Source organism: Streptomyces sp. NPDC053665 (assembly GCF_055585285.1).
The window spans coordinates 256,489-280,944 of the sequence record NZ_JBVJKK010000002.1 but is presented as its reverse complement, the minus strand read 5'-3'; the positions used below and the strand labels follow the sequence as shown (position 1 = coordinate 280,944).

The window sequence follows — 24,456 nt, the reverse complement described above, 5'->3', positions numbered from 1 at the left end:
CTGAGGATTTGAACTGATCACAGGAAGGTCACTAGGGTCGGCCCCAACCTCCGCTCGGGTGATCACTCATCGGGAGAGACGGCGGAGGGGCCAGAAGGAGCTTTTCACCCGTGGCGTCCCACCGTCGTCCGAAGCAGCCCAGCCGCGCACGTGTGACCGTGCTGACCACCGCCGCCGCCGCTGCCGTCGCCTTCAGCTCGCAGGCCGCCAACGCGGCCCCCAGTGAGAAGCCGAGCAAGGACGAGGTCAAGACCAAGGTCGACAAGCTCTACGAGGAGGCCGAGAAGGCCACCGAGAAGTACAACGGCGCCAAGGAGAGGCAGGAGAAGCTCCAGAAGGAGATCTCCACCATCCAGGACAGCGTCGCCCGCGGCCAGGAGGAGCTCAACGAGCTGCGCGACAGCCTCGGCCTCGCCGCCGCCTCCCAGTACCGCACCGGCACGATCGACCCGTCCGTCCAGCTGTTCCTCTCCGCGGACCCGGACGACTACCTCGACAAGGCCTCCACGCTCGACCAGTTGAGCAGCCAGCAGGTCGAGGCGCTGAAGAAGGTCCAGGACAAGCAGCGCGAACTCGCCCAGGAACGCGCCGAGGCCGCCGAGAAGCTCAAGGACCTCGCCTCCACCCGGACCGAACTCGGCAAGAAGAAGACGGAGGTGCAGGGCAAGCTCGCGGCCGCGCAGAAGCTGCTCAACAGCCTCACCGCCGCCGAGAAGGCCGCGCTGGCCGCCGAGGAGACCCGCGCCACCCGCGCCAGCGAGCGCGACGCCCTCGACGTCGACGTGCCGCCCGGCTCGGGCCGCGCCGCCGCCGCGTTCGCCTTCGCCCAGAGCCAGCTCGGCAAGCCCTACGTCTACGGCGCCACCGGCATGAGCTCCTTCGACTGCTCCGGCCTCACCTCCCGGGCCTACGCGGCGGCCGGCGTGCAGATCCCGCGCACCTCCGAGGCGCAGACCGGGGCCGGCACCAAGATCTACTCGGTCAGCCAGCTCAAGGTCGGCGACCTGGTGTTCTTCTTCAACGACCTGCACCACGTCGGCCTCTACGCGGGCAACGGGCAGATCATCCACGCCCCCCGCACCGGCACGGTCGTCCGCTACGAGTCGATGAACACCATCGGCGGCCCCTTCATGTTCGGCGTCCGGGTCTGACACCCGGACCGCGCGAACCGGTCCGGCTTCCCCCGGACCCGGAGATCATGTCCGCCGTTCGGGGGAATCCCGACAGCCCCGAGTGAGCCCACGCCCCGCCGGTGACCTGCGTCAGCGGCGGGGCGCCGCGCCGCGTACCCCCGGACGGTCGTTGGCGGTCACCCGCCGCGGGGCTACTGTCTGCCGCGTCCATTCCGCCAGCGGAAGGAGAGCGGCTTCCCGTGGGGTCCCATCGCCGCCTTGCACCGTCCCGGCCCGACCGGGGCGCCGGTGCCGCGTTCGGTCTGCTGTCCGTGGCGGCCGCCGCACTGACCACGGTCCCGGCCGCCGCCGCACCGCACGACGACACCCGGGCCACGGTGGACCGCCTCTTCGAGCAGGCGGAGCGGGCGACCGAGGCCTACAACGAGGCGGACGAGCGCGCCGACGCACTGCGCGAGGAGGTCGGCACCGCCCGGGACCGGATCGCCCGCCAGCAGCAGCGCATCAACTCCCTGCGCGAGTCGCTCGGTTCGCTGGCCGGGGCCCAGTACCGCTCGGGCGGAGTCGACCCGGCCGTCGAGCTGCTGTTCTCCGACGACCCGGACGACTACCTCGACAGGGCCGCCCGGCTCGACCGCCTCACCGCCCACCAGGCCGGTGAACTCAAGGAGTTGCAGGGCGCCTTGCGCGAACTCGCCCAGGACCGTGAGGAGACGGCGGACAAGCTCCGCGAACTGGAGCGCAGCCGCAAGGCCGTCGCCGCCCACAAGAGGACCGTCGAGCACAAGCTCGTCACCGCCCGGCGGCTGCTCGACTCCCTGTCCGACGGCCAACGCGAGGCCTACGACCGGGCCTCCCGCGCCGGCCGCACCGACCTGCCCGCCCCCGGCGGCGCCGCCGCCTCGGGCCGCGGGGCCGCTGCCGTCGCCGCCGCCCGCAGCGCCCTCGGCAAGCCCTACGTCTGGGGCGCCAACGGGCCCACCGGCTTCGACTGCTCGGGCCTGATGCAGTGGTCGTACGCGCAGGCCGGGGTGGCCCTGCCGCGCACCTCGCAGGCCCAGCGCTTCGCGGGCCGGCAGGTCCCGCTGTCCGAGGCGCGCCCCGGCGACCTGGTCGTCTACCGGTCCGACGCCAGCCACGTCGGGATGTACATGGGCAACGGCCAGGTGATCCACGCGCCCTACCCGGGAGCGCCCGTGCGCTACGACCCGGTCGGGATGATGCCGGTCTCCTCGGTGACCAGGGTCTGACCGGACCGGCCGGGCGCCCGTACGATCGGGAGGTGGCTGGTCGAAGGTCGGGGTCCGCGGTGCTGGTGCTCGTCCTGCTGCTCGTGGCCCTGGCCGGCTGCGGCGGGCCGTCCACCGCCGACAGCACCACCATCGACGTCCAGCGGCTGCTGGACCGCCGGGCCGCGGCCGTCCTGGACCGCGACGCACGGGCCTGGGCCCGCACCGGCACGGGAGGCGACTTCGGCCGGCTGCGCGCGGTGCCCCTGACCGCCTGGTCGTACCGCCTGACCGACCTGCGCCGCACGGGCGGCACGGCCACCGCCGACGCCGAGCTGCGCTACCGCCTCGCCGGGTACGACCGGGCACCGGTCACCGCCCGGCGCACCCTGCGGCTGAGCCGGGACGCGGACGGGGGATGGACCGTCGACGCCGAGCGGCCCGCCGAGAAGGCCGCGCAGCAGCTCTGGGACCAGGGGACCGTGCGGCTGGTCCGGGGCGAGCGCAGTCTCGTCCTGGGCGTCGGGCAGTCCGCCGGCGCGCTGCGCGACTTCGCCGGACTGGCCGACCGCGCGGTGCCGGCCGTGACGGACGCCTGGGGCGCGGACTGGAGCGGCCGGGTCGTCCTCCTGGTGCCGGGATCGCTGACGGCGATGGCGGGCCTGCTGGGCTCGCCCGCCTCCTCCTACCGGGGCATCGCGGCGGTCACCACCGGGGAGACCGGCGCCCCCGGCCGGTCCCCGGCCGACCGGATCATCGTCAACCCGGAGGCGTTCGCCCTCCTCGGCGGCCCCGGGGAGCAGGTCGTCGTCACCCACGAGACCACGCACGTCGCCACCCGCGCCCACACCGGTGCCGCCACCCCCCTGTGGCTGTCCGAGGGGTACGCCGACTGGGTCGGCTACCGCACGGCGGGCCGGGCCCCCGCCGAGGCCGCCCCGGAGCTGTCCCGGGCGGTGCGCCGGGGCGAGGTCCCGGCCGGACTCCCCTCGGACCGGGACTTCGGCTTCACGGGCGACGCGGGCCGGCTGGCCCGGTCCTACGAGAGCGGCTGGACGGCGTGCCTGATGATCGCGGGCCGCTGGGGAGAGGCCCGGCTGCGCGCCTTCTACCGGGCCGTCGGGGAGCACGGGACACGCGAGGGGGCGGTGGAGGGGGCGATGCGCGACGTCCTGGGCACGACGCCGCAGGCGTTCACCCGTGAGTGGCGGTCGTACCTGCGGGATCAGCTGGGCTGACCGGGCGGGAGCAGGTCGCCCGCCTCACGGCGCGCACCGGCGGGCTCCGGCTCGCCGGCCACCCCGGACGGGTCGCGGTCGCCGCGCGCGGAACCGGCGGGCACCCGGGCGGAAGCCGCCCCGGGGACCGTCGCGCGCCACAGGGCGCGCGCCGCGAGCAGCGTGGCGGCCACCAGCAGGCCGTTGCGCAGGAACAGCAGGGTCAGCCCCAGGGCGTTGCTCGCCACCACGTCGGCGAAGTACAGCGGGAACTCCAGCACCGTCACGAAGCACGCCAGCAGCACCAGCACCACGGGCAGGCGCATCCGGCTTCCGGGGAAGCACAGGCACACCGCCGCCAGACCGACCAGCCACACCATGTACTGCGGGCTGATCACCCGGCTCGTGGTGGTGAACATCAGCACGGCCACGAAGGCCGCGTCGGCGAGGGTGTGCTCCTCGAAGCGCCGGGCCAGCAGCCGCCACAGCACCAGCCAGCCGAAGGCCGCTCCGGTGAAGAACAGCGCCCCCGTGCTCACCTCGCTCACGTACGGGCCGAGGAACTCGATGGAGCCGTAGTTGAGCTTGATCTCGCCCTGCCAGCCGAAGTGCCGGGCGACGTGGAAGACCAGCGCGCCCAGCGACTCCACCTCCGTGCCCCGGTCCCGCTGGAAGGTCAGGAACGCGAACGGCCCCGGCATGGTCAGCAGGAACAGCGCCGACACCAGCAGGCCCGTGCCCAGGGCCGACACCCAGGCGCTGCGGCGGCGCGCGGCCAGCAGCAGCATCGCCGGCCACACCTTCAGCAGCGCGCCGAAGGCCGCCAGCACGCCGAGCGTCCTCGGGTGCCGGACACCCGCGAGCAGGGCGGCCACCGCGACGGCGGTGACCATAACGTCGTAGCGGGCGTAGACGGTCGGGCCGAGCAGCGGGACGCCGGCGACCCACACCCAGGCGCCGCGCGGGGACCGGCCCGGGCGGCGCCCGGCGTAGGCCAGCAGCACCAGGACGAGCAGGTCGGTGACGCAGACCAGGACGAAGAACGCCGTCGCGTAGTCGAGGAAGGGCAGCAGGCCGGGGGAGAGGATCGCCAGCGCGGCGGCCGGCGGGTACTGCCAGGTGACGTCCTCCAGCGGGAACGTTCCGCCGCGCAGCACGCCGTACCAGCCCTGGTAGATCACGTGCACGTCGCTGGTGACGTCCGGGCCGGGGAAGACGTACACCTTCAGCACCCACAGCAGCAGCAGCGTCCTCGTGAGACACCAGATCACCGGCAGCCATGCCAGGGACCGCCTCGCGCCCGTCGTCTCCACGTGATCCCTGTCCGTTCGGCTGCCGCGTCGAGGGGGCCGTGAGGGGCCCGCCGCCTGTGAGCGTGCCACACCCGCCGCGCCGGGGGGACCCGCGGGGCCGTTCGGTAGGGTCGGCGGCGTGCGCAAGACCCTGATCGTGACCAACGACTTCCCGCCCCGGCCCGGTGGCATCCAGGCGTTCCTGCACAACATGGCGCTGCGGCTGGACCCGCAACAGCTGGTCGTCTACGCCTCGACGTGGAAGCGCGGCAGCGAGGGGATCGAGGCGACCCGCGCCTTCGACGCCGAGCAGCCCTTCACCGTCGTACGCGACCGCACGACCATGCTGCTGCCGACGCCGGGGGCGACCCGGCGGGCCGTGGGACTGCTGCGCGAGCACGGGTGCACGTCGGTGTGGTTCGGCGCGGCCGCCCCGCTCGGCCTGATGGCCCCGGCCCTGCGCGAGGCGGGCGCCGAGCGGCTGGTGGCCACCACGCACGGGCACGAGGCCGGCTGGGCCCAACTGCCTGCCGCCCGGCAGCTGCTGCGCCGCATCGGCGACGCCACGGACACGCTGACCTACCTCGGCGAGTACACCCGCTCGCGGATCGCGACCGCGCTGACTCCGCAGGCCGCCGCGCGCATGGTGCAATTGCCGCCGGGCGTCGACGAGAAGACCTTCCACCCCGGGTCGGGCGGCGACGAGGTGCGCGCCCGGCTGGGTCTGACGGACCGGCCCGTGGTGGTCTGCGTCTCCCGGCTGGTGCGGCGCAAGGGCCAGGACACCCTGATCCGGGCCCTGCCCCGCATCCTGGCGGCCGAGCCGGACACCGTGCTGCTGATCGTCGGCGGCGGGCCCTACGAGAAGGACCTGCGGCGGCTGGCCCACGAGACGGGCGTCGCCGCCTCGGTCCGCTTCACCGGCTCCGTCCCCTGGTCCGAGCTGCCCGCGCACTACGGCGCCGGCGACGTCTTCGCCATGCCCTGCCGGACCCGGCGCGGCGGCCTCGACGTCGAGGGCCTCGGCATCGTCTACCTGGAGGCCTCGGCGACGGGCCTGCCGGTGGTGGCCGGGGACTCGGGCGGCGCCCCGGACGCGGTCCTCGACGGCGAGACCGGCTGGGTGGTGCGCGGCGGCTCCCCGGAGGACGCCGCCGACCGCATCGTCACGCTCCTCGGCGACGCGGAGCTGCGCCGCCGGATGGGCGAGCGGGGCCGGGCGTGGGTCGAGGAGAAGTGGCGCTGGGACCTGCTGGCGGAGCACCTCGAGCAGCTGCTGTAGAGGGTGCCCGCCCCGCGGGTGCCCGGCGTCACTTGGCGTAGATCGCCTCGATCTCGTGCGCGTAGTCCTTCGCCACCACGTTCCGCTTCAGCTTCAGCGAAGGCGTCAGGTGGCCCGACTCCTCCGTGAACTGGTGCGACAGGATGCGGAACTTGCGCACGGACTCCGCCTTGGACACCGCGGCGTTGCCGTCGTCGATCGCCGCCTGGATCGCGGCCAGCAGGTCCGGGTCCTCGCACAGCGACGCCGCCGTGGAACCGGCCGGCTTGCCGTGGTCGCTGCACCAACGGCCGAGGAACTCCTCGTCGATGGTGACCAGGGCGCCCACGAACGGCCGTCCGTCGCCCACCACCATGCACTCCGCGACCAGGGCGTGCGCCCGGATGCGGTCCTCGATCACGGCCGGGGCGACGTTCTTGCCGCCGGCGGTGACGATGATCTCCTTCTTGCGGCCGGTGATCCTGAGGTAGCCGTCCTCGTCGAGCGTGCCGATGTCACCGGTGTGGAACCAGCCGTCGGCCAGCGCCTCGGCGGTCGCGCCGGGGTTGTTCCAGTACTCCTTGAACAGGTGCTCGCCGTGCAGCAGCACCTCGCCGTCGTCGGCGATGCGGACCACCGAGCCGGGCAGCGGCTGGCCGACCGTGCCGATCTTCTGCCGGTCCCAGGGGTTGAACGCGGTGGCCGCGCACGACTCGGTCAGGCCGTAGCCCTCCAGGACCGTGAAGCCGATGCCGCGGAAGAAGTGCCCGAGCCGCTCGCCGAGCGGGGCGCCGCCGGAGATGGCGAACTCGCCCCGGCCGCCGAGGACCGCGCGCAGCTTGCTGTAGACGAGCTTGTCGAACGCCTTGTACTTGATCTTCAGACCGAAGGACGGGCCCGAGGGGGTGTCCAGCGCCCTGCTGTACGCGATCGCCGTGTCGGCGGCCTTGTCAAAGATCTTCCCCTTGCCGTCGGCCTGCGCCTTGGCGCGCGCCGAGTTGTAGACCTTCTCGAAGACGCGCGGCACGCCCAAGATCAGTGTCGGGCGGAACGCGGCCAGCTCGTCGGTGAGGTTCTTGATGTCCGGCACGCAGCCGAGCTTGATCGGCGCCATCATGGGCGCGATCTGCACCAGCCGGCCGAAGACGTGCGCGAGCGGCAGGAAGAGCAGCACCGAGCACTCGCCCGTGCGGAACAGCGGACGCAACCGCTCCACGATGTTGCCGCACTCGGCGAAGAAGCTGCGGTGGGTCAGCACGCAGCCCTTGGGGCGGCCGGTGGTGCCCGAGGTGTAGACGATGGTCGCCGGGTCGTCGGCCCGGGCGATCGAGCTGCGCTCCTCCACCGTCCGGTCCGTGACGTCCTGGCCGAGCCGGCCCAGCTCGTCGAGGCCGCCGCCCTCGATCTGCCACACGTGCTTGAGCGCCGGCAGGCGGTCGCGCACCGACTCGACGGCGGCGGTGTGGGCGTCGCTCTCCACGACGCAGGCGGTCGCGCCCGAGTCGCCGAGGATCCACTCCACCTGCTCGGGCGAGCTGGTCTCGTACACCGGCACGGTCACCGCGCCCGCGCTCCAGATGGCGAAGTCCAGCAGCGTCCACTCGTAGCGCGTGCGCGACATCAGGCCCACCCGGTCACCCGGCTGCACCCCGGCGGCGATGAGCCCCTTGGCCGCCCGGTGCACCTCGGCGAGGAACGCGGTGGCCGTGACGTCCTGCCAGCTGCCGCCTGCCTTGCGGGCGATCACGGCGACGTCCGGGTGCTGCGCGGCGTTTCTGCGGACGATGTCGGTCAGATTTCCGTCCGCAGGGACCTCGTACAAAGCCGGAAGGCTGAACTCGCGCAAGACTGCTGCTCCTCATAGGGCACCGGCGCCACGACGGTGTGTGCTGCGACGGTGCGGTCCAAGGCTCGGGCAGGTACTCAGGCATTCACATGTTGAAATGCAGAGCACGACTGGACTGCCCGGACGTTACCCGCCGGTATGGCTTCTCCGACAGGGGGTCCCATCGAGATGTTCGCTGCGTCACACGGTCGGGCGTTCCTTCGCGCACAGTAGTCCACCGCCAAAACGACTGGCCAGTAACCGCAGGTAGGACCGCCACTGTTCACAGGCGCAGCGCGCGACCTACCCTTGATCGTCATGGCACCCACACCAGCCGGACGCCCCACCACCCGCGTGCACGTGGTCAGCGACGTGCACGGCAACGCCCGCGACCTGGCCCGGGCCGGCGACGGCGCGGACGCCCTGATCTGCCTGGGCGACCTCGTCCTCTTCCTCGACTACGCCGACCACGCGCGCGGCATCTTCCCGGACCTGTTCGGCGTGGAGAACGCCGACCGCATCGTCGCCCTGCGCACCGCCCGGCGCTTCGAGGAGGCCCGCGCGTTCGGCGCCCGCCTGTGGGCCGGCGTCGGCGAGGACCGCGCCGCGGTGATCGAGCAGGCGGTGCGCAAGCAGTACGCCGAGATGTTCGCCGCGTTCCCCACCCCCACGTACGCGACCTACGGCAACGTCGACATCCCGTCCCTGTGGCCGGAGTACGCCGGCCCCGGCACGACCGTCCTGGACGGGCAGCGCGTGGAGATAGGCGGACGGGTCTTCGGCTTCGTCGGCGGCGGGCTGCGCACCCCGATGCGCACGCCCTACGAGATCAGCGACGAGGAGTACGCGGCGAAGATCGAGGCCGTGGGCGAGGTCGACGTGCTGTGCACGCACATCCCGCCGGAGGTCCCCGAACTGGTCTACGACACGGTCGCGCGCCGCTTCGAACGCGGCAGCCGGGCCCTGCTCGACGCCATCCGCCGCACCCGTCCGCGGTACTCCCTCTTCGGACACGTGCACCAGCCGCTGGTGCGACGGATGCGGATCGGGGCAACCGAATGTGTGAACGTCGGGCACTTCGCGGGGACCGGCACGCCCTGGGCGCTCCAGTGGTGAGGGCGCCCCAGGTCGGATGAGATCGGGCGGTCCCGTGCGCGGTAGCCTTCACGCTGCACACACGTGCGCACCACGATCCATACCGGCCCGCATCTGGAGGAGCCACGGCGATGGCGGAACACACCAGCTCGAGCATCACCATCGAGGCGGCCCCGGCCGACGTCATGGCGGTCATCGCCGACTTCGGCCGCTACCCGGACTGGACCGGTGAGGTGAAGGAGGCGGAGGTCCTCCAGACCGACGCGCAGGGCCGCGCCGAGCAGGTCCGCCTCGTCATGGACGCGGGCGCGATCAAGGACGACCAGGTCCTCGCCTACACCTGGACCGGGGACAACGAGGTGTCCTGGACCCTGGTGAAGTCCCAGATGCTGCGCTCCCTCGACGGCACCTACCTGCTGAAGCCGGCGGGGACGGGCGGCACGGAGGTCACGTACGCGCTGACCGTCGACGTCAAGATCCCCATGCTCGGCATGATCAAGCGCAAGGCGGAGAAGGTCATCATCGACCGCGCGCTGGCGGGGCTGAAGAAGCGGGTCGAATCGGCCTGATCGCCGCGGGCGCTCCCGCGAGGGGCTCGTCGCATTCCCGTCGTGGCCGCTCCCGCGCAGGTCCGACCCGGGTGTGCGGCGCTGAGGAAGCGGCCGTATCCGCCTGATCGCCGCGGGCGCTCCCGCCGCGCTCCCGTCGCGGCCGCTGCCGCCCGCGCGGCGGAGCCGCAGGTGCGACCGCGGTGCGGGGCGCTGAGGAAGCGGCCGGAGCCGCCTGATCGCCGCAGGCATTTCCGCCACGGTCCCGACGCGCTCCCGTCGTGGCCGCTCCTGCGCAGGTCCGACCCGGGTCGGCGGGTTAGGGAAGCGGCCGTATCCGCCTGATCGCCGCGGGCGCTCCCGTGACCGGCCCGCCGCGCTCCCGTCGTGGCCGCTCCCGGCCGCGCGGCGGACACCGCGGGCCCGGCCCCGGGTGTGCGGCGCCGGGGAAGCGGCCGTACCCGTGGAACCGGAGGTCCGCCGCGGAGTCCTCGCCCTGCGGTGGCAGGCGGACTCCGCTGCCGCGCCGGGCACGCCGGTGGTGGCCGGTAGCGTTCCGTTCCATGCGCACCCTCCTGATCACCGGCCCCGGCGGCAGCGGTCGTAGCACCCTCGCGGCCGCGACCGCCCTGGCCGCGGCGGCCGGGGGCACCCGCACCCTCCTCCTCGGCAGCGACCGCACCGACACCCTCGGTGCCGCCCTCGGCGTGCCGACCGGCCCGGCGCCCGTCGAAGCCGCCCCGCACCTCACCGTCCGGCGCCCCGACCCGGCCCGGGACTTCCGCCGGGACCTCACCGCCCTCCAGGACCGCGCCGCCTCCGCCCTCGACCTCCTCGGAGCCTCGCGTCTCGACCCCGAGGAGCTCACCCCCCTGCCCGGCGCGGAGGAGCTCGCCCTGCTGCGCGCCCTGCGCGACGCGGCGCTCGGCGAGGCGTACGACCTGCTCGTCGTCGACCTGCCGCCGGTCCCGCAGGCCCTCGCCCTGCTCGCCCTGCCCGAGGAACTCCGCCGCTACCTGCGCCGTCTGGTGCCGCCCGAGCGGCGGGCCGCCCGCGCCCTGCGCCCCGTCCTCGGCCGCCTCGCCGGCGTCCCCATGCCCGCCGAGTGGCTGTACGAGACGGCGGCCCGCTGGGACACCGAACTGGCCGCGGTAGAGGCCGTCCTCGCCGACCGGGAGACCGTCGTCCGCCTGGTCGCCGAGCCCGGCCCGGCCGGCTTCGACGCCCTGCGCACCGCCGGACTCGGACTCGCCCTGCGCGGACTGCGCACCGACGCCGTCGTCGCCAACCGCGTCCTGCCCGAGGCCTCGCCCGACACCTGGCTGGCCGGCCCGGTCGCCCAGCAGCGCAAGGCGCTGGAGGAGTGGCGGCAGGTCCACGACGTCCGCACCGTCGCGCACCTCGGCCGCGACCCGCGCGGCGCCGACGACCTCGCCGCGCTCGGCGCCCCGGGTGCCGGCGGCGCCGCTCCCGCCGTCGACTGGCCCGTGACCGACCGGCTCGCCGAGGACGGCGTGCTGGTCTGGCACCTCCCCCTGCCCGGCGCCGTCCGCGAGGAACTGGACCTGGTCCGGCGCGGCGACGAACTCGTGGTCACGGCGGGCGCGTTCCGCAGGATCGTCCCCCTGCCCTCCGCCCTGCGCCGCTGCACGGTCGACGGGGCCGCCCTGCGCGAGGGCGAGCTGCGCATCCGCTTCGCGCCCGACCCCCGGCTGTGGCCCCGGACCCGGTGAGGCGGCCGGCGCGGCCGGCGCGGCCGGACACGGTCCGTCCGGCCCGTGAACCCGGTACGGCCGTTCGGGTAACGTCGGAGGGACGAACCGTAGTCAGGAGTCCGTCATGAGCGAAGAGCAGCCCCCGTTCGACGGCGCGCGCGACGAGGCCGCGGACGAGGCGCGGGCGTTCGACGCCGACGCCTGGTCGAGGGCGTGCGCCGAGGACCTCGAAGCGGAGAAGGCCCGCCGCCGCACGCAGCACGGCACGCCCCCGGGCTCCGCGGCCGAGGAGCTGAAGAAGCTCGTCGACGCCGTCGCGGACAAGCTGTCGGGCGTCCGGTCCCCGCTGCTCGGCGCACTCGCGGGCCCGGCGGCCCAGCAGGCCGTCCGGCAGGTCGTCGAGCAGGCCCGGTCCGCCGTGGAACCGGTCATCGAGCGCAACCCGGACGTCTTCGACCACCTGGCCGCCGCCGGCAACGAACTGCTCGCCGCCTACCGCACCGCCGTCCAGGGCCAGGAGCGGCGCTGGACCGGCCGCGACGCCGAGGGCGACCCGCGTGACCAGGGCGAACGACCGGACCGCGGCGGCGACGACGGCCCCGGCGAGCGCATCGACCTGGACTGAGCCCCCCATTCCGGGAGCGAGCGGCCCCCCGGGAGCCGCCGCCGCGTCCTGCCCAGCCCGCGGACGACCGCCGACCGGGGGTCAGGGCCTCGGGTACCGTTGGCCGTAGCGGGGCTCGACCGAAACTGAGGGATTCATGGGACTCACCATCGGCGTCGACATCGGCGGCACGAAGATCGCGGCCGGCGTGGTCGATGAGGAAGGCAACATCCTCTCGACGCACACGGTGCCGACCCCGGGCACGCCCGAGGGCATCGTGGACGCCATCGCCTCGGCGGTGGACGGCGCGCGCGTCGGTCACGAGATCGTCGGCGTGGGCATCGGCGCCGCCGGATACGTCAACCGGCAGCGTTCCGAGGTCTACTTCGCGCCCAACATCGACTGGCGCAACGAGCCGCTCAAGGAGAAGGTCGAGGCCCGCGCGGGCCTCCCCGTGGTCGTCGAGAACGACGCGAACGCCGCTGCCTGGGGCGAGTACAAGTTCGGTGCGGGCAAGGGCCACCGCAACGTCATCTGCATCACGCTGGGCACCGGCCTGGGCGGCGGCATCATCATCGGCAACAAGCTGCGCCGCGGGCACTTCGGCGTGGCCGCCGAGTTCGGCCACATCCGCATGGTGCCGGACGGCCTGCTGTGCGGCTGCGGCTCCCAGGGCTGCTGGGAGCAGTACGCCTCGGGTCGCGCGCTCGTGCGGTACGCCAAGCAGCGCGCCAACGCCACCCCGGAGAACGCCGAGATACTGCTCGGGCTCGGCAACGGCACGCCCGACGGCATCGAGGGCAAGCACATCTCCATGGCCGCCCGCCAGGGCGACCGCGTGGCCGTCGACTCGTACCGCGAACTGGCCCGCTGGGTCGGTGCGGGACTCGCCGACCTCGCCTCCCTCTTCGACCCCTCGGCGTTCATCGTCGGCGGCGGTCTGTCCGACGAGGGCGAGCTGGTCCTGGGACCGATCCGCAAGTCCTACAAGCGCTGGCTCGTGGGCGGCAACTGGCGTCCCGTGGCCGAGGTCCGCGCGGCGGAACTGGGCAACAAGGCCGGCCTGGTGGGCGCGGCCGACCTGGCGAGGGAACCCGACCCGATCATGTGACGCCCTGCTTTTCGTCTTCGGGGGCGCGGGGGACTGCGCGACGAGCCACGAACAACCGGCACGCGCGCACGTACCCCGCGCCCCGCGCCATGAGGCGTAAATTGATCACATGCCGCTGCTCCCCAACTCCCGTACGGAACCCGACGGTTCCGCGGTCATCAGGGTCCTCAGCTATAACATCCGCTCCCTGCGCGACGACACGGACGCCCTCGTCCGCGTGCTCCGGGCGTGCGAGCCCGATCTCGTGCTCCTCCAGGAAGCCCCCCGCTTCTTCCGCTGGCGCAAGAAGCTCGCCCGGCTGGCCCGCGCCTGCGACCTGGTGATGGTCACCGGCGGCGCCACCACCACCGGACCGGCGATCCTCGGCTCGCTGCGGGTGGGCGTCGAACGCACCGAGGACGTCCTGCTGCCCCCCACTCCCGGACTGCACCGCCGCGGCTTCGCCACCGCCGTCGTCCGGATCGCCGGCACCCGCCTGGGCGTGCTCAGCTGCCACCTGTCCCTGCAGAAGGACGAGCGCTACGCGCAGTCCGGCATGCTGCTGGACCGGCTCGCCGGGATGGGCGTGGAGCACGCGATCGCCGGTGGCGACCTCAACGAACGGCCCGAGGGCCCGGCCTTCCGCCGCCTGGCCGGGCGGCTGACCGACTGCCGGGCGGCCGCGCCCTGGGGCGGTGAGCACACCTGGACCCCCCACGACCCCTACCAGCGCATCGACGCGATCTTCGCGACCGGCGGCATCGAGGTGCTCGGCTGCGGCGTGCCGTCGGCGCTGCCCGGGGTGACGGACGCAGACCTGAGGGCGGCCACGGACCACCTCCCGGTCCTGGCCGCCCTCAGGGTGCCCGCCGGCTAGACGACCGCCCCGCGCCCGGGGTCGTCGTCGTCCTCGTCGTCCGTGCGCATGCGGGCCACCAGCGTCGCGAAGCCGCCGAGGAAGCCGCCGATCCCCAGGGTGGCCAGCCACCAGGTCATCTCCCAGCCGAGCAGCACGGCGAGCAGCAGCAGCACCGGGCCGCCCAGCACGCCGAGCCAGGCGAACTTCGCCGTGGGGTCGGCGGTCGGCAGGGGAGGCGGCTCCGGCGGGACGAAGTGGCCCTCGTCGTCCTCGTCGAAGTCCTCCTCGGCGGGCTCGGGCACGCTGTAGTCGCGCGGGCCGACGCCGGGCGCGAAGGAGACCGAGCCGCCGAGCGGCTTGACCGGCTTCTCGGCGGGCCGGTCGCTCTCCTCCGGCTCGGCGGGCTTCACCGCCTCACCGGCGGCCCCGGCCGTCTCCACCCGGTCGTCGTTGGTGCCGGCCTCCAGCAGCGCCAGGTCCTCCACCGGCTTGAAGGGCTTCGCGCCGGGCGGGTCCGGCGGCTCCTCGCCGTACCCGGCGACGATCGCGGCCCACGCGGCGTCCTCGTCGAAGGGGACGCCCTTCTCGTCCGGCTCCCGGCCCTCGCGGTCGGAGTCGTTCTCAGCCACCTGCGGTCGTCCCTTCCTTGCCGAGACCGGACTCCTGGACGGGGCCGGACGCGAGCCGGCCGATGAACGCGAGGCTCTCCTCGTGGATCCGGTCCGCGTCATGGTCCAACGTGGCGACGTGGTAGCTCTGTTCCAGCAGGACCTCCCGCACGTCCGTCGACGAGATGCGGCCGAGGATGCGGGCCGAGTCGGCGGGCGGCACCACGTGGTCCTGCGGGCTGTGCAGCAGCAGCACCGGCTGGGTCACCTGGGGAAGCTCGCCGTCGACGATCCGGAAGAACTGCCTCAGGGAGTGCGCCGCGTGCAGCGGCACCCGGTCGTAGCCGAGCTCCCTGCCGTCCGGCTTGGCGATGTCGCTGGCGATGCCCTTCGTCGCCGGGACGAGATGGCGGACCACCGGCAGCGCGTGCGCGGCCAGCCCGTGCACCTTGTTCGCCGGGTTGACGACCATCACACCGCTCACGGCGTCGCCGTACTTGGCGGCCAGCCGCAGGGCCAGGGCGCCGCCCATCGACAGACCGGCGACGAAGACGTTCTCGCGGCGCTCGCACAGCAGGCGCAGGGCGCGGTCCACCTCGGCGTACCAGTCCTGCCAGCCGGTGATCCGCAGGTCCTCCCAGCGCGTGCCGTGCCCGGGCAGCAGCGGCAGGGAGACGGTCATGCCGTGCTCGGCGAGGTGCTCCGCCCAGGGGCGCAGCGACTGCGGTGATCCGGTGAAGCCGTGGCAGAGGAGGACGGCGACCTCCCCGCCCTCGTGGTGGAACGGCTCGGCTCCGGCGAGGACCGGCACCTTCGGCCTCCAGGTCGTGAGAAGGGACGGACACGATCACTGATGTCACGGAACGTCATGGAAGGGGTCGCATGGCGTTCGCGGGACCTTCACCGTACGCGACCGCACTGACACCGACCAGGGCCGTCGGCGCCTTCGACGGCACTCCGGGTTAAGGTCTGACCGATACCTACAGGAGGCACTCGGTTGTTGTACGGCGCGATGAAGGTCGCTGTTGGGGGACCGCTGAAGGTCGCCTTCAGGCCCTGGGTGGAAGGTCTGGAGCACATTCCCGCCGAGGGCCCCGCGATCCTGGCGAGCAACCACCTGTCCTTCTCGGACTCGTTCTTCCTGCCCGCGGTGCTGGACCGCAAGGTCACCTTCATCGCGAAGGCCGAGTACTTCACCACGCCCGGGGTCAAGGGCCGGCTGACGGCCGCCTTCTTCAAGGGCGTCGGCCAGCTGCCCGTGGACCGCTCCGGTGCGCGCGGCGCGGGCGAGGCCGCCATCCGGAGCGGCATCGAGGTGCTGGAGCGCGGCGAGCTGTTCGGGATCTACCCCGAGGGCACGCGCTCGCCCGACGGCCGGCTGTACCGGGGCAAGCCCGGCGGCCTCGCGCGCGTGGCCCTCGCGACCGGCGCGCCCGTCGTCCCCGTCGCCATGATCGACACGGAGAAGATCCAGCCGCCCGGCCAGGTGATGCCCAAGCTGATGCGGCCCGGCATCCGCATCGGCAAGCCCCTGGACTTCAGCCGCTACCAGGGCATGGAGCACGACCGGTTCGTGCTGCGCGCGGTGACCGACGAGGTCATGTACGAGATCATGAAGCTGTCCGGCCAGGAGTACGTCGACATGTACGCCACGGCCATGAAGCGGCAGCTCGCCGAGGCGGCGAAGGCGGAGAAGGAGGCCGGGAAGGCCGCCCGGGCCGCGCTCGCCAAGGCCGAGAAGGAACAGGCCGAGAAGGAAAAGCAGTCGGAGCAGCGCACCGAGCCCTAGCCGGGGCCCGGGCCGGGGGTGGGGGAGATGGCCAGGCGCGAGCGTGTCATGAGGATGTCGGTCGAGCAGCCGCTGTGGCGGGCGCTGACCGCCTACCGGGTGCTCACGATGCTGTACGCCATCGGCCTGTTCGCCACCGCCCACGACGAGTTCCCGCGCCCCTGGATCGCCGTCGGCTACTACGTGGTGCTGGCCGGGTGGACCCTGGCCACGCTGACCCGGGTCGCGAACGCGGCCCGCTGCACCCGGGGGTTCCTGGCCGCCGACCTGACCGTCGCCCTCACCGGCATCCTGCTCACGCCCGTGGCCGACGCGCACGAGAGGGTCCAGGCGGGCGGCCCGACCCTGCCGTCGATATGGACGGCGGGCGCCGTCCTGGCCTTCGCCCTCAAGGGCGGCTGGCGCTGGGCGGCCCTGGCCTCCTCCCTGGTGGCCGTGGCCAACCTGGCCGAGCGCGGCAGCCCGGCCCGCGACACCGTCCACAACGTCGTGCTGGTCATCATCGCGTCCGTCGCCATCGGCTACGTCGTCGAGGTGGCCCGCGCCTCCGAGCGCACCCTCGCCCGCGCCCTGGAGATCGAGGCCGCCACCCGCGAGCGGGAGCGCCTCGCCCGGGACATCCACGACAGCGTGCTGCAGGTGCTGGCGATGGTGCAGCGCCGGGGCGCGGTGATCGGCGGCGAGGCGGCCGAGCTGGGCCGCATGGCCGGCGAGCAGGAGGTCGCGCTGCGCACCCTCGTCTCGGGCGGGCTGGTGCCGGTCTCCCGCGTCTCGGAGGACGCCGCCGAGGGCGCGCTCGTCCGGGCCGTCGAGGAGGAGCCCGACGACGGGCCCGCCGATCTGCGCGCCCTGCTCGCGCCGTACGCCAGGGCCACCGTGAGCCTCGCCGAGCCCGGCGCCCCGGTGCTCCTCGCGCCCGCCGCCGCCCGGGAGGTCGCCGCGGCGGTCGGAGCCGCGCTGGACAACGTCCGGCGGCACGCGGGGGAGGACGCCCGCGCCTGGATCCTGGTCGAGGACGAACCCGACGAGGTGATCGTCACCGTCCGGGACGACGGGCCCGGCATCCCGGAGGGGCGGCTCGCCCAGGCCGAGGGCGAGGGGCGGCTCGGCGTCGCCCAGTCGATCCGCGGCCGGCTGCGCGACCTCGGCGGCAGCGCCGAGCTGATCTCGGTGCCGGGGCAGGGCACGGAAGTCGAGTTGAAGGTACCGAAGAGCGTGGCGGACACGCGGGGGAAGGCGGAGCGGCGATGACGTCGAGCACCGGGGACGGACGGGACCCGATCAAGGTGATGGTGGTCGACGACCACCCCATGTGGCGCGACGCCGTCGCCCGCGACCTGGCCGAGTCGGGCTTCGACGTGGTCGCCACCGCGGGCGACGGCGACCAGGCCGTGCGCCGCGCCCGGGCCGCCGCGCCCCAGGTCCTCGTCCTGGACCTGAACCTGCCCGGCAAGCCCGGCGTCCAGGTCTGCAAGGAGGTCGTGGCCGCCGACCCGGCCCTGCGCGTGCTGGTGCTGTCCGCGAGCGGCGAGCACGCCGACGTGCTGGAGGCGGTGAAGTCCGGCGCGACCGGCTACCTGCTGAAGTCGGCCTCCACCGAGGAACTGCAGGACGCGGTCCGCCGCACCGCGGCCGGCGACCCCGTCTTCACCCCGGGCCTGGCAGGTCTGGTCCTCGGCGAGTACCGCCGCCTGGCCTCGGAGCCCGCGCCCGCGCCCGACACCGACGAGTCGAAGGCGCCCCGGCTCACCGAGCGCGAGACCGAGGTGCTGCGCCTGGTCGCCAAGGGCCTGAGCTACAAGCAGATCGCCGAGCGCCTGGTCATCTCCCACCGCACGGTGCAGAACCACGTCCAGAACACCCTGGGCAAGCTCCAGCTGCACAACCGCGTGGAGCTGGTCCGGTACGCGATCGAACGCGGCCTCGACGACGAGTGACGCCCCCACCGGCCGGGACCCCGCGGGCCCGGCCGGTCCGTCACCCGGTTCGCGTCTCCGTCACACCGTCCGCGTCTCCGGCACACTCCGGGCCCTGCCGGGTGGCGTCACCGCGAGGGCGCGCCGGTGTCCCGCAGCTGCCCGATCAGCTCCCGGACGATCCGCGCCCCGTTCAGCGTCAGCACCGACTCGGGGTGGAACTGCACACCGGCGAAGCCCGGCCCGCGCAGGGCGTGCACCTCCCCGTTCGCGGCGCGGCACACCTCCACCCCGCGGGCCGCGAGCCCGGCCGCCGCCCCGTCGTCGCAGCGCGCGGTGAAGCTGTTGTAGAAACCGACCGTCTCGTGCCGTCCGAACAGCTCGATCTCCGTCTGCGCCCCCTGGTACGGCACGTCCTTGCGGACGATCTCCAGCCCCAGTTCGGCGGCGATCAGTTCGTGCCCGAGGCAGACACCGAGCACGCCGTGCCGCCCGGCGCGGACCACCTCGGCGGTCAGGGCGCGCAGCGACCGCATCTTCGGATCCGCAGGGTCGGACGGATCCCCCGGTCCAGGGCCCAGCACCACCGGTCCCTCGTGTCCCCGCACCGCCTCCCGCAGCCCGGGCTCGTCGTACCGCCGCACGGTCACCCGCAGTCCGCCCGAACGCAGCACGTGCGCGAGCATCGCCGTGAAGGTGTCCTCGCCGTCGACGACCAGGGCGTGCCCGGCCGGCTCCTGCGCGGGCTCCTGCATGCGCAGCCAGAAGGGCGCCAGGGACGCCCGCCGTCCGTCCAGCGCGGCCCGCACGCGCGGGTCGTCGGCCAGGCGGGGGCCGGAGTGCTCCGCGCGCGGCCGGGCGGGCCGTACGCCCAGCGCCGCCAGCACGCCCGCCGCCTTGGCGTGGGTCTCCGCGACCTCGCCCACCGGGTCCGAGCCGCGCACGAGGGTGGCGCCGACCGGCACCCGCAGGCGCCCGTCCGCGTCGATGTCGGCGGTGCGGATGAGGATGGGGGAGTCCAGGGTCTGGGCCCCGCCCGCGTCCCGGCCGATCAGGGCCAGCGCCCCGGCGTAGTACCCTCGCCCGCCGCTCTCGTGCCGCTCGATCACCCGGCAGGCGTTCTGCACCGGTGAGCCGGTGACGGTCGCCGCGAACATGGTCTCCCGCAGCACCTCCCGCACGTCCAGCGTCGACCTGCCGCGCAGCTCGTACTCCGTGTGGGCGAGATGTGCCATCTCCTTCAGCCGGGGTCCGACCACCACCCCGCCCCGGTCGCCGACGGTGCACATCATCTTGAGCTCCTCGTCGACGACCATCGACAGCTCCTCGATCTCCTTGCCGTCGGCGAGGAAGTCCAGCAGGTGCTCCGGGGTCGGGCCGCCGGCGGGATAGCGGTAGGTGCCGCTGATCGGGTTCATGACGACCGTGCCGCCGGACATCCGCACGTGCACCTCGGGACTGGCCCCGACCAGGGTGCGCCCACCCGTCTCCCACCGCCGCCCCTCCGCGGAAGGCCCTTCGGGCCCCTTCCGCTCTCCGGTGTGCACGACGAACGTCCAGTAGGCCCCTCGCTCGCCCTCCAGCAGCCGCCGGAAGAGCGCGAGGGCGTCCGCCCTGCCGAACCCGGGGATCTCGCCCTCGTAGGTCCGCCGGATGACGAAGTTGGCGCCTTCGCCGCGGCCGATCTCCTCCTCCAGCACCCGTCCGACGATCCGCGCGTACGCGGTCGTCGACGTCGAAGGCCCCGTCGCGGACCCGGACGTCGTGCGCGGGGAGCTGCTCCAGCGCCTCGGCCAGCGGGACGGTGTACGTCTCCTCGGGCGTGAGGGCCAGCAGGGGTGTGCCGTCGTCGCGGACGTCGAAGCCGCGCTCGCGGATCTGCCGGAACGGCACGAGCGCGAGGCTCTCGGCGGGCAGGTCGGCCAGCCGCTCATGGGCGGTGACGGGGCCGATCAGCACCTCGACCAGGTCGTGGTCGTGGCCCGGGGTGCGGCGGCGCAGCAGGGCGAACGGACGGGGGTCGTCCGGCAAGCCGAGCAGGTTCATGGTCCGTGCTCCTTCTCGGGGAACGTCAGAGGGAGAGGAACGGACCCCGGGAACACCGAAGGCCGCCCCTCGGGCGGCCTTCGCGAAGTCTGGGATACGCGCAGTCAGCGGGCCGCCGGATGAGCGGTCCACCACCAGGTCTGGATCGAGTGCGCGAACATGCCCCGCACCCTACCCCACGTCCGAGGGGTGTACCCCGTGTCTCATTTGCTGGTCACCGGTCGGGAGGCCCGTGCCGACCCCGTAGGGTTGAGTGCGTGACCGTGAACGCTAAGACCAGCGCGACTGCTGGCAACACCTGGCGAGACCTGCCCGCGGCGCAGCAGCCCGAGTACCCCGACACCGAGGCTCTGCGCGCAGTGATCGCGGACCTCGAGTCGTATCCGCCGCTCGTCTTCGCGGGCGAGTGCGACCAGCTGCGTGCCCGGATGGCGTCCGTCGCCAAGGGAGAGGCGTTCCTCCTCCAGGGCGGCGACTGCGCCGAGGCCTTCGACGCGGTGTCCGCGGACCACATCCGCAACAAGCTCAAGACGCTGCTGCAGATGGGCGCGGTGCTCACGTACGCGGCGTCCGTGCCCGTGGTGAAGGTCGGCCGCATCGCCGGCCAGTACTCCAAGCCGCGCTCCAAGCCGACCGAGACCCGCGACGGCGTGACCCTGCCGACCTACCGCGGTGACTCCGTCAACGGCTTCGACTTCACCGAAGAGGCCCGCGTCCCGGACCCCGAGCGGCTGAAGCGGATGTACCACGCCTCCGCCTCCACGCTGAACCTGGTGCGCGCCTTCACCACCGGCGGCTACGCCGACCTGCGCCAGGTGCACGCCTGGAACCAGGACTTCGTGAGGTCGTCCCCGTCGGGGCAGCGTTACGAGCAGCTGGCCCGCGAGATCGACCAGGCGCTCAACTTCATGCACGCCTGCGGGGCGGACCCGGAGGAGTTCAAGACGGTCGAGTTCTACGCCTCGCACGAGGCGCTGCTGCTCGACTACGAGTCGGCCCTGACCCGGGTCGACTCGCGCACGGGGCAGCTGTACGACGTCTCCGGCCACATGGTGTGGATCGGTGAGCGCACCCGGCAGCTGGACCACGCGCACATCGAGTTCGCCTCGAAGATCCGCAACCCCATCGGGATCAAGCTGGGCCCGACCACGACGGCCGAGGACGCGCTGCAGTACATCGAGCGCCTCGACCCGGAGCGGGAGCCGGGCCGGCTGACCTTCATCGTGCGCATGGGCGCCGACAAGGTCCGCGACAAGCTCCCCGAGCTGGTCGAGAAGGTCACCGCCTCCGGTGCCACCGTCGCCTGGGTGACCGACCCGATGCACGGCAACACCTTCGAGGCGGCCTCCGGGCACAAGACCCGCCGCTTCGACGACGTGCTCGACGAGGTGAAGGGCTTCTTCGAGGTCCACAAGGCGCTCGGCACCCACCCGGGCGGCATCCACGTGGAGCTCACCGGCGACGACGTGACCGAATGCGTGGGCGGCGGCGACGAGATCTTCGTCGACGACCTGCACCAGCGCTACGAGACGGCCTGCGACCCGCGGCTCAACCGCAGCCAGTCGCTGGACCTGGCGTTCCTCGTGGCGGAGATGTACCGGGACCAGTAGCGGTCCGCCTGCCCGTCACCGGGGCAAGCACTGGGGCGCGGATCACACGATCCGCGCCCCTCACTGCTTTCGTGCTCCCGGGACGGCGGGTAAGGTTAGGTTTGCCTCACCGATCACGGGGACGGCACTCAGATCCCGTCGGGAGGTGGACCGCGTGTACGTCTGCAGTTGCTTCGGCATCACCGAGCAGCAGGTCAAGCAGCACGCGGACGGCGGCGCCTGCACGCCCCGCCAGATAGCCTCCGCCTGCAAGGCGGGCACGGACTGCGGGTCGTGCGTCCGCCGGATCCAGGCGATCCTCGGCAGGGGCACCTGCCCGCGCCGCGACCTGGCCGACCGCGGTGAGCCGGTCCTGTCGGAACTGGAAGACGCCGCCTGACGGCAGGGCTCAGCTCGGCTGCTCGATCTGCTGCGCGAGGTACAGCGCCTCACCCAGCTTCTCGATGAGTTCCAGCTGGGTGTCCAGGTAGTCGATGTGGTGCTCCTCGTCGGCGAGGATGTCCTCGAAGATGTTCGCGGACGTGATGTCGCCCTTGGTGCGCATCACCTCGATGCCGCGCTTGAGGCGGTCGATCGCCTCGACCTCGACCTGCCGGTCCGCCTGGAACATCTCGGTGACCGTCTGGCCGACCCGTACGTGGAACAGCCGCTGGTAGTTGGGCAGGCCGTCCAGCATCAGGATCCGCTCGGTGATCCTGTCCGCGTGCTTCATCTCGTCGATGGACTCTTCACGCGTGTACTTGGCGAGCTTGGTCCAGCCCTTGTTGTCCTGGATCCGGTAGTGCAGCCAGTACTGGTTGATCGCCGTCAGCTCGCCGGTCAGCTGCTCGTTGAGAAATTCGAGGACCTCGGGGTCGCCCTGCATCGCAGAGGCTCCTTCCACGCGTGGGACTGGCACGTGCGCCGCATGATTCCACTGAGGGCGAAGATCGTCCAGTAAGTGTTCACTTAGTAAGTTAGGGCATGCTTAGTCCATTTCGTCCGCGTATGGGGTGGCCCCGGTCAGGGGCATCACCCCGGGTCTGTCAGGATGGAGTCATGGGTCAGCCGCTGGGACACGAATCGGGAGAAGGGCGCGATTCGGCAGGAGCGGCGCTGCCCCCGGGACAGCGCGTACAGCGCGGCTGGCCGGTCACGCACTACGGCCCCGTCCCCAAGTTCCGGCCCGAGCGCTGGGAGTTCCGGGTCTTCGGCGCCACCGCCGCCGGCGGCAAGCACTGCTGGACGCACGAGGAGTTCACGGCCCTGCCCCACACCACCGTGGTGGCCGACCTGCACTGCGTCACCAAGTTCAGCATGCTGGGCGCCGAGTGGGGCGGCATCCCCGCCCGCACGATCCTCGACCTCGCACCGCCCGCCGACGGCGTCACCCACGTGATGGTGTGGGCCGAGTACGGGTTCAGCTCCAACCTGCGGCTGGCCGACTTCGCCTCCGAGCAGAGCGTGTTCGCCACCCACAGGGACGGCGAGCTGCTCACCGCCGAGCACGGCTTCCCGGTCCGGCTGATCGTGCCCCACCTCTACGCCTGGAAGGGCCCCAAGTGGGTGCGCGGCGTGGAGTACATGACCGCCGACCGGCGCGGCTTCTGGGAGGAGCGCGGCTACCACAACATCGGCGACCCCTGGCGCGAGCAGCGCTACTCCTACCAGGAGGAACCGGGGGACGGCCCCGGGCTCTGAGACGCCCGGCGCCCGTCCGCGGGCTGTCGCGTCCGCGTCAGCCGTCGCGCAGCTTCTTCAGCCGCTCCACGTCCGCCGCGTGCCCCTGCTTGCCGCCCGGCGTCTCGATGACCAGCGGCACGCCCTCGGTCGCCGGATGGGTCATCAGCGCGCGGAACGGGTCCTCGCCGATGTGGCCGACACCGATGTTCTCGTGCCGGTCCTTGTGCGCGCCCGCGACGTCCTTGGAGTCGTTGGCGTGGATCAGCTTGAGCCGGCCCTCGCCGACCGTGTCCACCAGCAGGTCCAGCGTCCGGTGCATCCCGTCCGGGCCGGTCAGGTCGTGCCCCGCGGCGAACACGTGGCAGGTGTCCAGGCACACGCCCAGCTTCGGGTGGGCGTCCAGCGCCTCGAAGTACGGGCCGAAGTCCCAGGTCCGCGAGCACAGCGAGGCACCCTGGCCGGCGGTCGACTCCAGCAGCAGGAACGGGTCGTCCTCGTGGGTCAGTTCGTCCAGCAGCGGCAGCAGATGCTCCCGTACCTGCCGCAGCGCGACCGGCCGCTCCCGGCCACCGGTGGCGCTGCCCGTGTGGACCACCACGCCCCGCGCGCCGATCGCCCGCCCGCGCCGCAGCGAGTGCCGCAGCGACTCCACGGATCGCTCGACGGTCGCCTCGGTGTGCGAGCCGAAGTTGATCAGGTAGGGAGCGTGCACGTACGCCGGGATCCCGCCGGCCTCGCAGGCCGCGCGGAACGCCTCGTCCTGCTGGGGGTTCCCGGCCGGGGTGGCCCAGCCGCGGGGGTTGGCGACGAAGACCTGCACGGCCTCCGCCGCCAGTTCACGGGCGTACGACAGGCCGACGCGGTGGAGACCGCCGGCCACGGGGACATGGCCGCCCACGGGGTTGCGGGACGGGCCGGACAGCTGAGGAATCACCCGTTCAGGGTGTCATGCCCGCG

Annotated in this window: 23 protein-coding genes and 1 pseudogene; 16 read left to right on the top strand and 8 right to left on the bottom strand. The window is 73.1% G+C overall.

All coding sequences use genetic code 11. The annotated features are described in order from the left end of the window. Window positions 1-110: 110 nt before the first annotated feature. The 3 genes from ACZ6ZN_RS08815 (at window position 111) to ACZ6ZN_RS08805 (ending at window position 3,600) form a co-directional block, all read left to right on the top strand. Entirely contained in the window at window positions 111-1,151 is a 1,041-nt protein-coding gene (locus ACZ6ZN_RS08815; protein ID WP_451878517.1) for a C40 family peptidase, read from the top strand. A 221-nt stretch (window positions 1,152-1,372) separates the two neighbouring features. Continuing rightward, window positions 1,373-2,383, top strand: a complete 1,011-nt coding sequence (locus ACZ6ZN_RS08810) for a C40 family peptidase (RefSeq protein WP_469644424.1) — start codon at window positions 1,373-1,375, stop codon at window positions 2,381-2,383. A gap of 32 nt (window positions 2,384-2,415) precedes the next feature. Further along, entirely contained in the window at window positions 2,416-3,600 is a 1,185-nt protein-coding gene (locus tag ACZ6ZN_RS08805; protein ID WP_469644421.1) for a hypothetical protein, read from the top strand. Here ACZ6ZN_RS08805 and ACZ6ZN_RS08800 read toward each other — a convergent pair. Next, the gene (locus tag ACZ6ZN_RS08800) at window positions 3,588-4,892 is read right to left on the bottom strand and encodes a glycosyltransferase 87 family protein (protein WP_469644418.1); all 1,305 of its coding nucleotides are present in this window, start codon (window positions 4,890-4,892) and stop codon (window positions 3,588-3,590) included. The two genes, ACZ6ZN_RS08805 and ACZ6ZN_RS08800, sit on opposite strands and share 13 nt — an antisense overlap. 118 nt (window positions 4,893-5,010) lie before the next feature. On the opposite strand from ACZ6ZN_RS08800, the gene ACZ6ZN_RS08795 reads away from it, so the two are divergent. Then, the gene (locus tag ACZ6ZN_RS08795) at window positions 5,011-6,153 is read left to right on the top strand and encodes a glycosyltransferase family 4 protein (RefSeq protein ID WP_398111181.1); all 1,143 of its coding nucleotides are present in this window, start codon (window positions 5,011-5,013) and stop codon (window positions 6,151-6,153) included. A 28-nt stretch (window positions 6,154-6,181) separates the two neighbouring features. Here ACZ6ZN_RS08795 and ACZ6ZN_RS08790 read toward each other — a convergent pair whose 3' ends face one another. Beyond that, on the bottom strand, window positions 6,182-7,978 hold the full coding sequence (locus ACZ6ZN_RS08790; protein WP_398111180.1) for an AMP-dependent synthetase/ligase: 1,797 nt from the start codon (window positions 7,976-7,978) through the stop codon (window positions 6,182-6,184). 297 nt (window positions 7,979-8,275) lie between these two features. On the opposite strand from ACZ6ZN_RS08790, the gene ACZ6ZN_RS08785 reads away from it, so the two are divergent. The 6 genes from ACZ6ZN_RS08785 (at window position 8,276) to ACZ6ZN_RS08760 (ending at window position 13,886) form a co-directional block, all read left to right on the top strand. After that, window positions 8,276-9,073: a metallophosphoesterase family protein gene (locus tag ACZ6ZN_RS08785; protein ID WP_451878512.1), complete on the top strand. Its 798-nt coding sequence runs from the start codon at window positions 8,276-8,278 to the stop codon at window positions 9,071-9,073. A 110-nt stretch (window positions 9,074-9,183) separates the two neighbouring features. Then, complete coding sequence (locus ACZ6ZN_RS08780; RefSeq protein WP_398111178.1) at window positions 9,184-9,621, top strand: SRPBCC family protein; 438 nt, start codon at window positions 9,184-9,186, stop codon at window positions 9,619-9,621. Window positions 9,622-10,163: 542 nt separating this feature from the next. Then, complete coding sequence (locus ACZ6ZN_RS08775) at window positions 10,164-11,333, top strand: ArsA family ATPase (RefSeq protein ID WP_469644412.1); 1,170 nt, start codon at window positions 10,164-10,166, stop codon at window positions 11,331-11,333. A gap of 106 nt (window positions 11,334-11,439) precedes the next feature. Beyond that, window positions 11,440-11,940 carry a DUF5304 domain-containing protein gene (locus ACZ6ZN_RS08770; RefSeq protein WP_451878510.1) on the top strand — a complete coding sequence of 167 codons (501 nt, stop codon included), beginning with the start codon at window positions 11,440-11,442 and terminating at the stop codon, window positions 11,938-11,940. Window positions 11,941-12,076: 136 nt separating this feature from the next. Beyond that, a complete protein-coding gene (locus ACZ6ZN_RS08765; RefSeq protein ID WP_451878509.1) occupies window positions 12,077-13,030 on the top strand; it encodes an ROK family glucokinase in 954 nt (317 codons plus the stop codon). A 109-nt stretch (window positions 13,031-13,139) separates the two neighbouring features. Then, window positions 13,140-13,886 carry an endonuclease/exonuclease/phosphatase family protein gene (locus ACZ6ZN_RS08760; protein WP_469644408.1) on the top strand — a complete coding sequence of 249 codons (747 nt, stop codon included), beginning with the start codon at window positions 13,140-13,142 and terminating at the stop codon, window positions 13,884-13,886. Here the strand turns inward: ACZ6ZN_RS08760 and ACZ6ZN_RS08755 are convergent. Together ACZ6ZN_RS08755 and ACZ6ZN_RS08750 are read right to left on the bottom strand one after the other, a co-directional pair. Next, on the bottom strand, window positions 13,883-14,497 hold the full coding sequence (locus tag ACZ6ZN_RS08755; protein ID WP_398111172.1) for a hypothetical protein: 615 nt from the start codon (window positions 14,495-14,497) through the stop codon (window positions 13,883-13,885). The genes ACZ6ZN_RS08760 and ACZ6ZN_RS08755 overlap by 4 nt on opposite strands. Further along, complete coding sequence (locus tag ACZ6ZN_RS08750; RefSeq protein ID WP_469644405.1) at window positions 14,490-15,287, bottom strand: alpha/beta hydrolase; 798 nt, start codon at window positions 15,285-15,287, stop codon at window positions 14,490-14,492. The genes ACZ6ZN_RS08755 and ACZ6ZN_RS08750 overlap by 8 nt, the downstream gene beginning before the upstream one ends. Window positions 15,288-15,488: 201 nt before the next feature. Between ACZ6ZN_RS08750 and ACZ6ZN_RS08745 the strand changes: the two genes are divergently transcribed. From ACZ6ZN_RS08745 to ACZ6ZN_RS08735, 3 genes are read left to right on the top strand one after another with little or no spacing between them, the layout of a single operon-like run. Next, on the top strand, window positions 15,489-16,265 hold the full coding sequence (locus tag ACZ6ZN_RS08745; RefSeq protein WP_369196174.1) for a lysophospholipid acyltransferase family protein: 777 nt from the start codon (window positions 15,489-15,491) through the stop codon (window positions 16,263-16,265). A gap of 27 nt (window positions 16,266-16,292) precedes the next feature. Then, entirely contained in the window at window positions 16,293-17,516 is a 1,224-nt protein-coding gene (gene macS, locus ACZ6ZN_RS08740; RefSeq protein WP_398111169.1) for a MacS family sensor histidine kinase, read from the top strand. Further along, window positions 17,513-18,202, top strand: a complete 690-nt coding sequence (locus tag ACZ6ZN_RS08735) for a response regulator (RefSeq protein ID WP_469644402.1) — start codon at window positions 17,513-17,515, stop codon at window positions 18,200-18,202. Before macS ends, ACZ6ZN_RS08735 begins: the two co-directional genes overlap by 4 nt. Window positions 18,203-18,309: 107 nt before the next feature. On the opposite strand, the pseudogene ACZ6ZN_RS08730 reads toward ACZ6ZN_RS08735, so the two are convergent. Further along, window positions 18,310-20,227 (bottom strand): annotated as a pseudogene (locus tag ACZ6ZN_RS08730) (anthranilate synthase family protein). A 104-nt stretch (window positions 20,228-20,331) separates the two neighbouring features. Beyond that, window positions 20,332-20,388, bottom strand: a complete 57-nt coding sequence (locus tag ACZ6ZN_RS08725) for a trp operon leader peptide (protein WP_078602827.1) — start codon at window positions 20,386-20,388, stop codon at window positions 20,332-20,334. A 96-nt stretch (window positions 20,389-20,484) separates the two neighbouring features. Here ACZ6ZN_RS08725 and ACZ6ZN_RS08720 point away from each other — a divergent pair, with 96 nt between their 5' ends. Together ACZ6ZN_RS08720 and ACZ6ZN_RS08715 are read left to right on the top strand one after the other, a co-directional pair. Continuing rightward, a complete protein-coding gene (locus tag ACZ6ZN_RS08720; protein WP_398111166.1) occupies window positions 20,485-21,837 on the top strand; it encodes a class II 3-deoxy-7-phosphoheptulonate synthase in 1,353 nt (450 codons plus the stop codon). A gap of 145 nt (window positions 21,838-21,982) precedes the next feature. Beyond that, the gene (locus ACZ6ZN_RS08715; RefSeq protein ID WP_398111165.1) at window positions 21,983-22,216 is read left to right on the top strand and encodes a (2Fe-2S)-binding protein; all 234 of its coding nucleotides are present in this window, start codon (window positions 21,983-21,985) and stop codon (window positions 22,214-22,216) included. A gap of 9 nt (window positions 22,217-22,225) precedes the next feature. Here ACZ6ZN_RS08715 and bfr read toward each other — a convergent pair whose 3' ends face one another. Beyond that, window positions 22,226-22,702 carry a bacterioferritin gene (gene bfr / locus ACZ6ZN_RS08710; protein WP_398111164.1) on the bottom strand — a complete coding sequence of 159 codons (477 nt, stop codon included), beginning with the start codon at window positions 22,700-22,702 and terminating at the stop codon, window positions 22,226-22,228. Window positions 22,703-22,875: 173 nt separating this feature from the next. On the opposite strand from bfr, the gene ACZ6ZN_RS08705 reads away from it, so the two are divergent. Further along, on the top strand, window positions 22,876-23,517 hold the full coding sequence (locus ACZ6ZN_RS08705; protein WP_469644398.1) for a sulfite oxidase-like oxidoreductase: 642 nt from the start codon (window positions 22,876-22,878) through the stop codon (window positions 23,515-23,517). Window positions 23,518-23,554: 37 nt separating this feature from the next. On the opposite strand, the gene ACZ6ZN_RS08700 is transcribed toward ACZ6ZN_RS08705, so the two are convergent. Next, window positions 23,555-24,433, bottom strand: coding sequence for a deoxyribonuclease IV (locus tag ACZ6ZN_RS08700; protein WP_469644395.1), 879 nt, complete (start codon window positions 24,431-24,433; stop codon window positions 23,555-23,557). Between the last annotated feature and the right edge of the window lie 23 nt (window positions 24,434-24,456).